10 protein-coding genes are annotated in these 14,577 nt (G+C 61.1%); 9 read left to right on the top strand and 1 reads right to left on the bottom strand.

Features of this window, described 5'->3' with window-relative positions:
- Window positions 1-118: 118 nt before the first annotated feature.
- Complete coding sequence (locus tag ACA059_RS09600; RefSeq protein WP_497633586.1) at window positions 119-2,080, bottom strand: oxidoreductase; 1,962 nt, start codon at window positions 2,078-2,080, stop codon at window positions 119-121.
- Between the two features lie 241 nt (window positions 2,081-2,321).
- Between ACA059_RS09600 and ACA059_RS09605 the strand changes: the two genes are divergently transcribed.
- The 9 genes from ACA059_RS09605 to ACA059_RS09645 all read left to right on the top strand — a co-directional run bounded on the left by ACA059_RS09605 (window position 2,322) and on the right by ACA059_RS09645 (window position 14,552).
- Window positions 2,322-2,969 (top strand): TetR family transcriptional regulator C-terminal domain-containing protein, encoded by a 648-nt coding sequence (locus ACA059_RS09605; protein WP_497633587.1) that lies wholly within the window; start codon window positions 2,322-2,324, stop codon window positions 2,967-2,969.
- A gap of 92 nt (window positions 2,970-3,061) precedes the next feature.
- Entirely contained in the window at window positions 3,062-3,778 is a 717-nt protein-coding gene (locus tag ACA059_RS09610; protein ID WP_497633588.1) for a response regulator, read from the top strand.
- A gap of 26 nt (window positions 3,779-3,804) precedes the next feature.
- Window positions 3,805-4,557: a substrate-binding periplasmic protein gene (locus ACA059_RS09615; protein ID WP_497634647.1), complete on the top strand. Its 753-nt coding sequence runs from the start codon at window positions 3,805-3,807 to the stop codon at window positions 4,555-4,557.
- Window positions 4,554-6,818 (top strand): ATP-binding protein, encoded by a 2,265-nt coding sequence (locus ACA059_RS09620; protein WP_497633590.1) that lies wholly within the window; start codon window positions 4,554-4,556, stop codon window positions 6,816-6,818. Before ACA059_RS09615 ends, ACA059_RS09620 begins: the two co-directional genes overlap by 4 nt.
- A gap of 218 nt (window positions 6,819-7,036) precedes the next feature.
- Window positions 7,037-8,449, top strand: coding sequence for an amino acid permease (locus ACA059_RS09625; RefSeq protein ID WP_497633591.1), 1,413 nt, complete (start codon window positions 7,037-7,039; stop codon window positions 8,447-8,449).
- Between the two features lie 371 nt (window positions 8,450-8,820).
- Complete coding sequence (locus tag ACA059_RS09630; protein WP_497633593.1) at window positions 8,821-9,612, top strand: enoyl-CoA hydratase/isomerase family protein; 792 nt, start codon at window positions 8,821-8,823, stop codon at window positions 9,610-9,612.
- Between the two features lie 43 nt (window positions 9,613-9,655).
- Window positions 9,656-10,816 (top strand): acyl-CoA dehydrogenase family protein, encoded by a 1,161-nt coding sequence (locus ACA059_RS09635; RefSeq protein ID WP_497633594.1) that lies wholly within the window; start codon window positions 9,656-9,658, stop codon window positions 10,814-10,816.
- Between the two features lie 18 nt (window positions 10,817-10,834).
- Window positions 10,835-12,934, top strand: a complete 2,100-nt coding sequence (locus tag ACA059_RS09640; RefSeq protein WP_497633595.1) for an acetate--CoA ligase family protein — start codon at window positions 10,835-10,837, stop codon at window positions 12,932-12,934.
- Window positions 12,935-12,944: 10 nt separating this feature from the next.
- On the top strand, window positions 12,945-14,552 hold the full coding sequence (locus tag ACA059_RS09645; protein WP_497633596.1) for a 5-guanidino-2-oxopentanoate decarboxylase: 1,608 nt from the start codon (window positions 12,945-12,947) through the stop codon (window positions 14,550-14,552).
- Window positions 14,553-14,577 lie beyond the last annotated feature (25 nt).

Below are 14,577 nucleotides of genomic sequence, written 5' to 3' on the forward strand. Positions count from 1 at the left end.
CTGCTCGCGAAAACGGTGTGTCAGTCAACGTTGATGTTGAAGCTGGCGACCCTTTCGCGAGCAGGCTCGCTCCCACAGGTTTGGTGTTAGCCGTCAAAGTCCCGGAGTATAAACAGCCCTAAAGCTCCCACGCGACTTTCAATCCTTCGTATATCGCTTCTTCAGCGGTGCGCGGTGCCAGGCAATCGCCGATGCGCCGAAACTCCACCAGCCCTTGCAACTCGGCGCCCAGCATGTCCACTGGCTGATGCCCCTGGCACAGCACCAGGGTATCGATGTTTTCCAGCAGCATCGGCTCACCGCTGGCGGTGTGTTGCAAGTAGACGGTGTTGTCATCGCAACCGTACAACCGCGCATACGGCGTGATCGGAATACCGAGTTTGTGCAATTCGCCAGCCAGTTGATCGCGCACGTACAGCGGCAGGTTTTCCCCGCAATGGGTGCCGTTGACCGCCAGTTGCACCTGATGCCCGGCGCGGGTCAGGCGCTCGGCTATGCCGGGGCCGATCCAGTCGCAACGCCAGTCTACTACCACCACGGAGCGGCCGATTTGCACCTCGTCGCGCAGCACCTGCCAGGCATCCACCACCTGCAGTTCGCCGCCGCGTTCGAAGTGCGGCCAGTACGGCTCAGCACCGGTGGCGACAATCACCATGTCCGGTTTTTCCTGTTCCACCAAAGCGCGGTCGACCCGGGTGTTGCGCACCACGCGCACCCCGGCCAACTCCATTTCCCGTTGCAGGTTGGTGCTGGCACCGCCGAACTCGCTGCGCCGTGGCAGCAATTGCGCGAGCAATACCTGACCACCGAGTTGCGAACTGGCTTCGTACAGCGTTACATGATGGCCGCGTTGCGCCGCCACAGCAGCCGCTTTCATCCCGGCGGGACCACCGCCGGCAATCATGATGCGTTTGCGGTTTGTCGCCGGTTGCCGCTGGCCAAAGATCAGCTCACGACCGGTTTCCGGGTGCTGGATACAGGAAATCGGCAAGCCCTTGTGGAAGTGCCCGATGCACGCCTGATTGCACGCAATGCACGCGCGCACGTCTTCGACGTGGCCGGTGTCGGTCTTGTTCGGCATTTGCGGGTCGCAGATCAGCGCCCGGGTCATGCCACACACATCGGCTTGCCCACGGGCGATGATCAGCTCGGCTTCCTGGGGCTGGTTGATGCGACCGGTGACGAACAATGGAATGTTCAGGCTGGCCTTGAACGTCCCGGCCTCCTTGGCCAAGTAAGCCGCTTCAATCGCCATCGGCGGCACGATGTGCACCGCGCCACCCAGCGACGCCGAGGTGCCGGCGACGATGTGCACATAATCCAGTTGCGCTTGCAGCGACTGCACGGCGGCGAGTGATTCGTTTTCGGTGAGGCCTTCAGGGTCACGTTCGTCTGCCGAGATGCGCAGGCCGATGATGAACTGCTCATCGGTCGCGGCACGGATGGCGGCGATGATTTCACACAAAAAGCGCAGGCGCTGTTCCAGTTCACCGTTGTAGCCATCTGTACGGCGATTGACCCGTGGGTTGATGAATTGCGCCGGCAGATAGCCGTGGCTGGCAACCACTTCGACGCCATCGATCCCGGCCTGATGCAGACGCCGGGCGGCAGCGGCATAGCCGGCGACAATCTCGTCGATCATCGTCTGATCCAGCGCTCGTGGCATCACCCTGAAACGCTCATTGGGCACCGCCGAGGCGGAGTAGGCCACGGCCAGCAAACCATCGCTGGACTCCATGATTTCCCGCCCCGGATGGAACACTTGCGACAGCACCAAGGTGCCGTGGGCGTGGCAGGTTTGCGCCAGTTTGCGATAGCCCTCGATGCAGGCGTCGTCGGTGGCCATCAGCACATGAGAGGTGTACCGCGCGCTGTCATGCACGCCTGCCACTTGCAACACGATCAGCCCGGCACCGCCTTCGGCACGCGCACGGTGATAGGCGATCAACTGCTCGTTGACCAGATTATCAGTGGGCATCGAGGTGTCGTGACCGCTGGACATAATGCGGTTTTTCAGGCGCTTGCCTCGTATCTGCAAGGGTTCGAACAGGTGGGTAAAAGCAGGTTTCGAGGTCGACATGGGGCAGGTACTCCAGGCAGGCTGACGCCGAAAGGTCGGGTCGTTGTTATTATTACCCTATAAAAATTTACCCACAGTAAAAAATCAACTTGTTTTTTTACTTTGGCGCGCAGCAGTTATGTTTAACCATGGCGAAGAGCTGGAAAAAGACTGACTGGAGACTGACCACACTCTTGCTGTACAGTCGTTCAGCTCGTAAATACAACGCGGGCCCCGTGATTGAATCCAGGAGCGTGTCGTCATGAATCAGGAAGCCCGTTTTTCTCGCATGGAACCGGAGTTGCGCAAGGCCAATCTGATCGAGGCGACGTTGGTTTGTCTCAAGCGCCATGGCTTCCAGGGCGCTTCAATCCGTAAAATTTCCGCTGAGGCAGGTGTGTCGGTCGGCTTGATCAGCCATCACTATTCCGGCAAGGACGAACTGGTGGCCGAGGCCTACATGGCGATCACCGGGCGCGTCATGACCCTGCTCCGCGAGTCCATGGAACAGGCGGCGCCCAATGCCCGCGAACGGTTGTCGGCGTTCTTCCGTGGTTCGTTTTCCGCCGAATTGCTCGACCCGCAGTTGATCGATGCCTGGCTGGCATTCTGGGGCGCAGTGAAAACTGCCGAGGTGATCAACCAGGCTCACGATCAGTCCTATGGCGAGTACCGCGGCATCTTGCGCAAAGTGCTGATGGAACTGGCGCTGGAAGAGGGCTGGGAGAATTTCGACGCCGATCTCGCCGCGATCGGCCTCAGTGCCTTGCTCGATGGCCTGTGGCTGGAGTCCGGACTCAACGCCGGCACGTTTACCCCGGAGCAGGGTGTCCAGATCTGCGAGGCCTGGGTCGACGGTTTGCAGGCCGGCGGACGGCAGCGTTTTTGTGTGCAGACGAGCAACTGTTGATCACTTGTTCAACAGTGGATACTCTCTGGCGCTGATGCAACAAAACATTCTAATAAGAAACACGCCTTCGGGCCTGTGCAGGACACCAAGCAATGACCCCTCGGGTACTGATCGTCGATGACGATCCGCTGATTCGCGAACTCTTGCAGGCCTATCTTTCCCAGGAAGGCTACGAGGTACATTGTGTCGCCACGGCGGAACTGGCCGAAACCTGCCTCGCCAGTCAGCCCGTGGACCTGGTCATGCTCGATATCCGTTTGCCCGGCAAGGATGGCTTGACCCTGACCCGGGAGCTGCGGGTGCGTTCGGAAGTGGGGATCATCCTGATCACCGGGCGCAATGACGAAATCGATCGCATCGTCGGCCTCGAATGCGGCGCCGATGACTACGTGATCAAACCCCTCAATCCACGGGAACTGGTGTCCCGGGCGAAAAACCTGATTCGCCGGGTTCGGCATGCGCAATCACCGCAGCTCGTGGCGGCTGTGTCCAAACCGGTCAAACAGTTCGCCGATTGGGCGCTGGATACCGATCGCCGGCGTCTGATCGATCCGACCGGCAGTGAAACCCTGCTGACCCACGGCGAATACCAGTTGCTCAGCGTGTTCCTGCGCAACAGTGGCCACACCCTGAGCCGCGACCAGTTGATGGACCAGATTCGCAACCGCGAATGGGTGCCTAACGACCGCTCCATCGATGTGCTGGTTGGCCGCTTGCGACGCAAGTTGCACGACGATCCCGCCGAGCCGCAGTTGATCATCACCATCCACGGCGCCGGTTACCTGTTCACTGCCAGCCTGGCGGCGTGACGGTTGTGAGGCGACTGCTTTGGCTGATGCTGGCGCTTGTGGCCGGCAGTACCCTGGCGGCCGAAAAGGTCCGTTATTGCGATTACCCGGTATACCCGCCGATTTCCTGGAGCGACGGCAAACAGGTTCGGGGTCTGGCGCCGAGCGTGGTGAAAAAGCTGTTCAGTCAATTGGGCTACGAGGTCGAGATCGTGGTGCTGGGCAACTGGAAGCGCTGCCTGCTGGATGCCGCTGAAGGCAGGGTCGACGTGGTGCTGGCGTACAGCAACGCGCAACGGGAACAGAGCATGCTGTTTTCCACGGTGCCGGTGCTGCGCGAAGAAGTTGCCTTGTTCATCAATCGCCAGCACCCGGTGAAATTCGAACGGCTGCAAGATCTGGCCAAATACCGTGGTGGCTTGCTGTTCGGTGAAAGCTACGGCGTGGAATTCGATAGCATGGTCGCGCAAAACAACAACATCGAATGGGTCTCCGACAACCGCCAGAACTTCGGCAAGCTGATTCGCGGGCGCATCGATTTCATTACCCAAGAGCGTCGCACCGGTCAGTTGTACGTCGCCAACCTGCCCGGCGCTCAAGACATCGTTGCCTTGCCCGATGTATTGAGCGTGGATTACCTGCGGGTGGCCGTTTCGCGTCTTTCGCCGCTGGCCACGCATATGCCGCAAATCAATGCGCAGCTGCAGCGCATGGTCGATGCCGGTGATATTGAGCGTCTGCTCAATGAAAGCGAAGTCACCTACCGCGACATGATTAACCTGCCGGCCCACACACAATGATCCGCGCCCGCCCCGGTGGACTATTGCGGCGTCTGCTGCTGTTCATTCTGTTGTTCAGCCTGTGCTTCACCGTGCTGGCTAGCAGCGTACAGCTGTACATCGAATACAGCCGGGAAATGCGCGAGATCGACTCGCGCATGGAGTTGATCCGCGCCGGTTATCTGGCGAGCCTGGAGCGCAGTTTGTGGGATCTGAACCTGGAGCAGTTGAACGTGCAATTGCGCGGCCTGGTGGGTTTTTCCGACGTGGCGCGGGTGCATCTGACCAGCCCGGACTACGACTTGCTACAAGGCAACCCCAACCCGGTGGGGCCGTTGCGCATCGAGCGTTTTGCCCTGGACTATCAACCGCCATCCGGCCCGTTGCGCCAGCTCGGTGAACTGGAAGTCAGCACGGATCTGGGCGCGGTGTATGAGCGCCTGTACGCCACCGGGTTGACCAGTTTGTTGTGGATGGGCGTATTTCTCTGCGGTTTGGCGGTGGCGCTGTCCGGCTTGTTCTATCGATTGGTCACCCGCCACTTGCAAGTCATGGCCGAATTTGCTGGGCGCATCGCCGCCGGTAAATGGCACGAGCCGTTACGCCTGGACAAGCGGCGCAACGCTCAAGAAGATGAAATCGACACCGTGGCCAACGCCCTGGATGACATGCGCCGGGCGATCCTCATTGATATCGACCGCCGGGAAACCGACCGCCTGGCCTTGCAGGACAATCGCGATGAATTGCTGCGCAGGGTCGAGCGGCGCACCGCCAGCTTGATGCGCGCCAAGGACGAAGCCGAAGCGGCCAACCAGGCCAAGTCGCGGTTTCTGGCGACCATGAGTCACGAGTTGCGAACGCCGCTCAACGGCATTCTCGGCATGGCCGAGTTGCTGCGCGGCGCCAGGCTGAATCAGCAGGACAGCAAACGCCTGGATGCCTTGCACAAGGCCGGTGAGGGCTTGCTGGCCATTCTTGATGAAGTGTTGTATTTCGCCAAGTTGGAGGAGGGCGCGAGCCTGCCAGAGCCGGTGAATTTCTCGATTCGCCAATTGCTCGACGAAGTGCTGACCTTGGTGGAACCCGAGGCGTTGAACAACGACACGATTCTCAATTGCCGGGTCGATCAGCGGGTGGCCGAACAACACCACGGCGCGGAGCAATTTTTGCGGCAGGTCTTGAGCAACTTGTTGGCCAATGCGATCAAGTTCACTGAAGGCGGCGAGGTCAGCGTTGAAGTGGGGTTGCTCGCTCAGATTGAAGGGCAGAGCGGGCAGCACTTGCGGCTGAGTGTCACCGATGACGGCATCGGAATTGCCCCGGCGATGCAGGCGAAGATTTTCGAGCGCTTCACCCAGGCCAGCGAGGAAGTGGCGCAGCGCTTTGGCGGCACCGGGTTGGGGTTGGCGATCTGTAAACGTCTGGTGGAGCACATGGGCGGTTGCATCGGTGTCAGCAGCGAAGTCGGTCGCGGTAGTTGTTTCTGGTTCGAACTGCTCTTGCAGCCGGCCAACGATGTCATCAACGTAGCGCCGCTTCCCGAGGTGGACCCGGCGCTGGACATTCTGGTGGTCGAGGATGTGGCGCTCAACCGTGAAGTGGCCGAGGGGCTGCTGCTACGGGATGGGCATCAGGTGTGGCTGGCCATCGATGCTCAACAGGCGTTGGTGCTGTGCGCGACGCGGACTTTCGATCTGATCCTGCTGGATGTGCATCTACCGGGGATGAGCGGCGTCGAGCTATGCTCACAGATCCGTAGCACCGACGGGCCGAATTTCCAGACCCGCATTTTCGCCCTGACTGCCAGCGTACAACCGGCGTTGGTACGCGGTTACCTGAACGCCGGCATGGACGGCATTCTGGCCAAACCGCTGAAGCTGGACAGCCTGCGCCAGGTGCTGGCGGGGCAGACGATTGTCAAAAAACCCTTGGTAGCTGGCGGGACGATCGACTGGCCGTTGCTGCAAACGCATCGCACGTTGCTCGGTGAGCAAAAGGTGCAGGGCCTGCTGGCGTTGCTGCACGACTCGATTCTTCAGCACCGAGAAGCGCTGGACGAAGCAATCGAGGCCGACGATTGCACAGAGGTTGCGCAACTGGCGCATCGCCTGGCCGGCAGCAGCGATTCATTGGGTTTTCGTGGATTGGCCGAGGTATTGCGAAGGCTGGAAACAACGGCGCTGGGCAACGACGAACCGGCGATCCGTGAGCTGGCGCCGACCGTTCAAGCGCAAATACAACGGGCGCAGCAAACCCTGGAAGATCTGTTGCAGCACAGATGAACAAACCGCTCTTACAATATCGTTACGATTTTCTACAACTTAGATCGCTGCGTACAACGCGACCTTACATAGCGTTCCAATAATCGACTCAGCCGCTGCAGCGCGGCCTTCGAAGCTTATTGGAGATAATAATAATGAATTGCCGTAAAGCTGATCCTTCCCCGCGCCATGATCTCCTGTCATGCGCCGCGCACCTCACTGACTGCTGAGGTGCCGACATGAACGAAAGCACTGATCGCAAAGGCATCCAACTGACCCGAGCCCTGAAAAGCCGGCACATTTTCATGCTGTCTCTGGGCGGCGTGATCGGCACCGGGTTGTTCATGGGCTCCGGGGTGATCATCAACCAGGGCGGTCCGGTGGGGGCGATTCTGGCGTACCTCGTCGCCGGTTTCCTGATGTACCTGGTGATGGTCTGCCTGGGCGAACTGTCGGTGCACATGCCGGTATCCGGTTCGTTCCAGACCCACGCCACCCAATACATCGGCCCGGCCACCGGGTTCATGATCGGCTGGGTGTACTGGATGAGCTGGGCCACCACGGTCGGCCTGGAGTTCACCGCAGCCGGGATGCTGATGACCCGTTGGTTTCCGCAGGTGCCAATCTGGTATTGGTCGGCGCTGTTCGTGGTGGTGCTGTTCGGCCTCAACGCCCTGGCGACCCGCGCCTTCGGTGAGGCGGAATACTGGTTTTCCGGGATCAAGGTCGCGGCGATTCTCGGGTTCATCGTGGTCGGCGTGCTGGTGATCTTCGGCGCGATCCCGCTGAGCAGTGGCGCACCCGCGCCGATGATGAGCAACCTGATCGGCGACTCGTTGTTCCCTCACGGCCTGTCGGCGGTGTTCGCGGTGATGATGACCGTGGTCTACGCCTTCCAGGGCTGCGAGATCATGGGCGTGGCCGCTGGCGAAACCGACCAGCCGGAAAAAAGCATCCCGCGCGCCGTGCGCAACGTGGTGTTTCGGGTGCTGATTTTCTATGTGCTGGCGATTATCGTGCTGTCGGCCATCGTGCCGTGGCAGCAGGCGGGGCTGATGGAAAGTCCATTCGTGCAGGTGTTCGACATGGTCGGCATCCCGTACGCCGCTGACTTGATGAACTTTGTGATCCTCACGGCGATTTTGTCGGTGGGCAACTCCGGCCTCTACGCGTCGACCCGCATCCTCTGGGCCATGTCGAAAACCGGCATGGCGCCCAAAGGCCTGTCGGTGCTGAGCAAGCGCGGCGTGCCGTTGCGCGCCCTGAGCATCACTTTGTGTTTCGCCCTGGTGTCGCTGATGACCAGTTTCGTAGCGGCGGACACGCTGTTCATGGTGCTGATGGCGGTGAGTGGCATGTCTGGCACCGTGACCTGGATTGTCATCGCCCTGGCGCAATACAAGTTCCGCAAAGCCTACCTGCGCGATGGCGGCAAACTCAGCGACCTGAAATACCGAGCTCCGTGGTTCCCGGTGCTGCCATTGATGTGCATCACGCTGTGCTGCTCGTTGTTCGTGTTCCTGGCACTGGACGACACCCAGCGCCCGTCGCTGTATTGGGGCTTTGGTTTTATTGCGCTGTGTTATGGCGCGTATTTCGTGTTCCACCGCAAACGCGAGGCGGTGTTGGCGCCGAGTTTGCCGAGCGCTTGATTCCCTGATTTAACGCATACCTTGTGGGAGCGGGCTTGCTCGCGAAGGCGTCATGCCGGTCAACATCAATGTCGACTGACAGACCGCTTTCGCGAGCAAGCCCGCTCCCACAGTTGTTTTGCGGCGCGCATTAGGTGCCCTCATGACGCGACAGCGTTGCCAATCTTCAATGTAGGCAGTTGTTCGAAGTTGTAACAGTTTCAGATAGTGAAGTCAGGCAATTAGTAAATAATCCAATAAATACAACAGTATAGAGACATTTATAGCCAGTTACAGCCCATTCCATCACCAATTGCCGCCTTACTGAACACTCGTTTAGTATGGTCTCAAGTCGCATCACCTCACGCCAACACAATAATTCGAGGACTCGCATGACTACTCACGATTCGCTGCTCAGTCAGGTGGAAGCAGGCGTCGCCTGGATCACCCTTAATCGCACCGCTCAGCGCAACGCGCTGGACATCCCGACGCTGAAAAGCCTGCACGCCTTGCTCGACACTTACAACGCCGATCCTGCGGTCCGCGTTGTGGTGCTGACCGGCAGCGGACGCAGTTTTTGTTCCGGTGCCGATCTGGACGAATGGGCCGCCGCCGAAGCCCGTGGCGCGCTGGAAAGCTACGGCTGGACCGAAACCGCTCATGCCTTGATGACCCGCCTGTACAGCCTGGAAAAACCGACAATCGCCGCCATCAACGGCACGGCCGTCGGCGGGGGCATGGACCTGACCCTGTGCTGCGACTTGCGTATCGCCGCACAATCGGCACGGTTCAAGGCCGGCTACACCAGCATGGCCTACTCGCCGGACGCCGGCGCCAGTTGGCACCTGCCACGGCTGATCGGCGCCGAGCAGGCCAAGCGTCTGTTGTTCCTCGACGAATTGTGGGGCGCCGACCGTGCCCTGGCCGCCGGCCTGGTCAGCGAAGTCTGCCCTGACGATCAACTGCAAACCGTCGCCAGCGAACTCGCCAAACGCCTGGCCACAGGGCCGACCTTTGCCTTTGCCCAGACCAAAAAACTCATGCGCGGAGGCGCCGACCGTAGCTTGCCCGAGCAACTGCAAGCGGAACTGGCCGCCGGCCTGTTGTGCGGTCGCAGCGAAGACGGCAACGAAGCCCTGCGCGCGGCCATGGAAAAACGCCCGGCACGCTTTATCGGTCGTTGAGCCTCGGCACACCTCTATCAGCACACGAACAACAGGTAGCACCATGAATTTCCAACTTACCCAAGAACAAGAAATGTTGATGGACGCAGTACGCAGTTTCGTCGCCAAGGAACTACTGCCCTATGAAGATGAAGTCGATCGCGCCGACGAAGTCTCCCCGGAGCTGGCGGCGCAGATTCGCGGCAAGGCGATCGCCGCCGGTTTCTACGCCTTCAACATGCCGGAAGAGGTCGGCGGTGGCGGTCTGGATTACCTGTCCCAGGCGCTGATCGAGCGTGAGCTTTCCAAGGTGTCCTGGGCGCTGCATGTCTTCGTTGCACGGCCATCGAAAATTCTCATGGCCTGCACCGGCGATCAGGTCGACGACTACCTGTTGCCGTGCATCCAGGGCGAGAAGATCGACTGCTTCGCTTTGACCGAACCGGGCGCCGGTTCCGATGCCAATGCGATCCAGACCCGTGCCGTGCGTGACGGTGACGACTATGTTCTCAACGGCAGCAAGCACTTCATCAGCCACGCCGGCCACGCCGACTTCGCTATTGTCTTCGCTGTCACCGACACCTACGAACACAACGGCCGCAAGCGCAACGCCGTGACCTCGTTCCTGGTCGACCGCGACACCCCGGGCATGACCATTCGCCGTGGCCCCAAGTGCGTGAGCAACCGTGGTTATCACACCTTCGAAATGTTCTTCGACGACTGCCGTGTCCCGGCTTCCAAAGTGTTGGGCGAAGTCGGTAAAGGCTGGGAAGTGGCCAACGCCTGGCTGACTGCCGGCCGGGTAATGGTCGCCGCCAACTGCGTCGGTCAGGCGCAACGAGCGCTGGACGTGTCGCTGCAATGGGCGGCGGATCGCAAGCAATTCGGCCAGCCGATCGGCACCTATCAAGGGGTGTCGTTCAAACTGGCGGATATGGCCACGCAGATCCGCGCAGCGGAACTGCTGACCCTGCATACCGCCTGGAAAATGGACCAGGGCACCATGACCGATGGCGACGCTGGCATGGCCAAGCTGTTTGCCAGCGAAGTGCTGGGGCGCGCGGCCGATGAGGCGGTGCAGATTTTTGGCGGCATGGGCCTGATGGACGAAGGTCCGGTGGAACGTATCTGGCGTAATGCGCGGATCGAACGGATCTGGGAAGGCACCTCGGAAATCCAGCGCCACATCATTTCCCGCGAGCTGCTGCGGCCACTGCTGCGCTGAACGCCCCGGAGAATTCCCATGTCGCCAACGATTCGTGACAACCTCGAACGCATGCTCGCCCCGCGGCACGTGGCGTTTGTCGGTGGCCGCAGCATGGCTCGCGCGCTCAAGCGCTGTGCCGACGGCGGTTACCCAGGGCAAATGTGGCTGGTCAATCCGCAGCACGACAGCCTCGAAGGCGTACCCTGCTTGCGCAGCATTGCCGACTTGCCGTGCGGCCCGGACGCGGTGTTCATCGCGACCAACCGTGAACTGACCCTGACCTGCGTCGCCGAACTCGCCGCCATCGGTACGGGTGGCGCGATCTGCTACGCCTCGGGGTTTGCCGAGACCGGCGCCGAAGGCCAGGCCCTGCAACAACAACTGCTCGGAGCCGCTGGCGACATGGCGTTGCTCGGCCCCAACTGCTACGGGCTGCTCGACTACCTGCACAGCTCCGCGCTGTGGCCGGTGGCCCACGGCGGCAAAGCGGTGGAGAAGGGCGTGGCCGTCCTGACCCAGAGCGGCAACTTCGCCTACAACCTGTCCATGAGTGACCGCTCGCTGCCGGTGGCCTACATGGCCTCGGTCGGCAATCAGGCGCAACTGGGCGTGGCCGAATTGATGGACGTGTTGCTCGATGAACCCCGGGTCACCGCCATTGGCCTGCATATGGAAGGCTTGAAAAACGTACCGGGTTTCGCCCGCGCCGCGCACAAGGCTCTGGAGAAGGGCATTCCGATCATTGCTCTGAAAACCGGCGTGTCGCAGATCGGCGCCGAACTGGCCCTGAGTCACACCAGTTCGTTGTCCGGTTCCGATGCGCTGTACGACGCGTTGTTCGCAAGGCTCGGAGTGATTCGCGTCAGTGGTCCGGTGAGTTTTGTCGAAACCCTGAAAGCTGCGGCCTGCGGCAACCTGCCAGCGGGCAACAGCCTGATCGCGCTGGCCTGTTCCGGTGGCGACGCCGGGTTGATTGCCGATTACTCCGAACGCAACGAACTGAGCCTGCCAAAACTCGACGAAGAACAAGTCGGCGAACTGGCCCAGGTGCTGCCGAGCTACGCCAACCTGGTCAACCCGCTGGATTTCACCACGGCGATCTGGGGCGACGGCGAAGCCTTGAACCGCATGCTCGACAGCGCTCTGCGTACTGAAGCGGATGCGGCGATGCTGGTGCTCGATTACCCGGCGCAATTTACCGGCGAGCGCAAGGAATGTGACCTGCTGCTGGATCTGTACTGCGAGGCGCTGGTGCGTCACGGCAAGACCGGTTTTGTCACCTCGGCCTTCCCCGAGTTGCTGCCGGCTCATGCCCGCGAGCGTTTGCACGGGCAAGGTGTGGCGGCGTTGCAGGGTGTCGAAGATGGTTTGGCGGCCTGGGGTCGTATCGCCGGTTATCAGCGCAATCGTCAGGCGTTGTTGGCATTGGGCGAATCGGCTTTGGTGCCACTCTGTCCGCAGGCGCTGGAAGGCGAAGGGCAGTTGCTAAATGAATGGGATTCCAAGCAGGCCCTGCGCGAGTTTGGCCTGCCGACGCCCAACGGTGTACTGAGCACGCCAGACAAAGCACTGAAGGACGCCGAAGCATTGGGCTATCCATTGGTGCTTAAAGCGGTCAGCGCGCAGTTGCCGCACAAGACCGAAGCGGGTGCCGTGGCACTGAACCTCAAGGATGGTGCCGCGTTAAGCGCTGCCCTGGAAAAAATGCGCGCCAGCATGGCCGCTTACGCGCCTGGCGTGCCTTTCGATCAGTTGCTGCTGGAACCGATGGCCAAGCCGCCGCTGGCGGAGCTGATTGTCGGCATCAAGCGCGAAAACGATTTCGGCCTGGCTTTGGTGATTGGCGCCGGCGGCATTCTGGTGGAGTTGCTCAAGGACAGTCGCAGCCTGTTGCTGCCGACCACCGACGGGGCGATTCGCCAGGCCGTGCTGAGCCTGCGCAGCGCCGCATTGCTGCAAGGTTTTCGAGGGCGCGAAGCGGCGGATCTGGACGCCTTGGTGGCGGCGATCGGTGCGGTAGCCGAATACGCCTGCGAGAACGCCGGACAATTGCTGGAACTTGATGTGAACCCATTGTTGGTCGGCGCCGATGGCACGACTGCGGTCGATGCGTTGATTCGTATCGCACATGCGTGAGGACCTGAACATGCAAAGCAAAACCTTGACGGGTGGCCAGGCGCTGGTGCGTCTGCTGGCCAACTACGGCGTCGACACTGTGTTCGGCATTCCCGGCGTACACACCCTGGAACTGTATCGCGGCTTGCCCGGCAGCGGCATTCGCCACGTATTGACCCGCCATGAGCAGGGCGCCAGTTTCATGGCCGACGGCTATGCGCGGGTGAGCGGCAAACCCGGCGTGTGCTTCATCATTACCGGCCCCGGCGTGACCAACGCCGCCACCGGCATCGGCCAGGCCTACGCCGATTCGATTCCGATGCTGGTGATTTCCAGCGTCAACCACAGCGCCAGCCTCGGCAAGGGCTGGGGTTGCCTGCACGAAACCCAGGATCAGCGTGCGATGACCGCGCCAATCACGGCGTTCTCGGCGGTGGCGTTGACCGCCGAAGACTTGCCGGAACTGATCGCCCGCGCTTATGCGGTGTTCGACAGTGAGCGTCCGCGCCCGGTGCACATTTCGGTGCCGCTGGATGTGCTGTCGGCACCGATTGCCCGCGACTGGAGCAACGACGTCGTGCGTCGTCCGGGTCGCGGCACGCCAGCCTCCACTGTGCTGGACGAAGCGGTAGCCAGGCTGCATGGCGCGAAACGGCCGATGATCATCGCGGGCGGCGGCGCATTGAATGCCGCATCGCAGTTGCAAGAACTCAGCACCCGCCTGGCCGCGCCGCTGTTCACCAGTGTCGCCGGTAAAGGCCTGCTGCCACCGGACGCACCGCTTAATGCCGGTTCGTCGCTGTGCGTGGAACCGGGCTGGAACCTGATCGCCGAGGCCGATGTGGTGCTGGCGGTCGGCACCGAAATGGCCGACACCGATTTCTGGCGCGAACGCCTGCCGCTCAATGCCCAATTGCTGCGGGTGGACATCGATCCGCGCAAGTTCAACGACTTCTATCCGAGCGCCGTGGCGTTGCACGGTGATTCGCAACAGACGCTGGCGGCGCTGCTGGAGCGCCTGTCGCCTGACGTGCGTGATGCCAGTACGGCAATTGCCTCGGTAGCGGCGCTGCGTGAGGCAGTGAAAAACGGTCACGGTCCCTTGCAGTCGATCCATCAGGCGATTCTGCAGCGAATTGCTGCCGAACTGCCGGCCAACGCTTTCATCAGCACCGACATGACCCAGCTGGCCTACACCGGCAACTACGCCTTCGATTCACTGGCACCACGCAGTTGGTTGCACCCGACCGGTTACGGCACCTTGGGTTACGGCTTGCCCGCCGGCATCGGCGCCAAGTTTGGCGCGCCGCAACGTCCGGGGCTGGTGCTGGTGGGTGACGGCGGTTTCCTCTACACCGCGCAGGAACTGGCGACGGCGGTCGAGGAGCTGGACAGCCCGCTGGTGGTGTTGCTGTGGAATAACGACGCCTTGGGGCAGATCCGCGACGACATGCTCGAGCTGGACATCGAACCGATCGGCGTGCTGCCGCGCAACCCGGATTTCGCCGCCCTCGGTCGCGCTTTCGGTTGCACCGTGAACCAGCCGCAAAGCCTGGCCGAGTTGCAAACTGATCTGCGCCACGGTTTCAAACGCAATGGTGTGACCCTGATCGAACTCAAGCATGCCTGTGCGAACTGATTTTCACCTTTGTTTAGCGGGGCTT

Source organism: Pseudomonas sp. LBUM1647 (genome assembly GCF_059716175.1).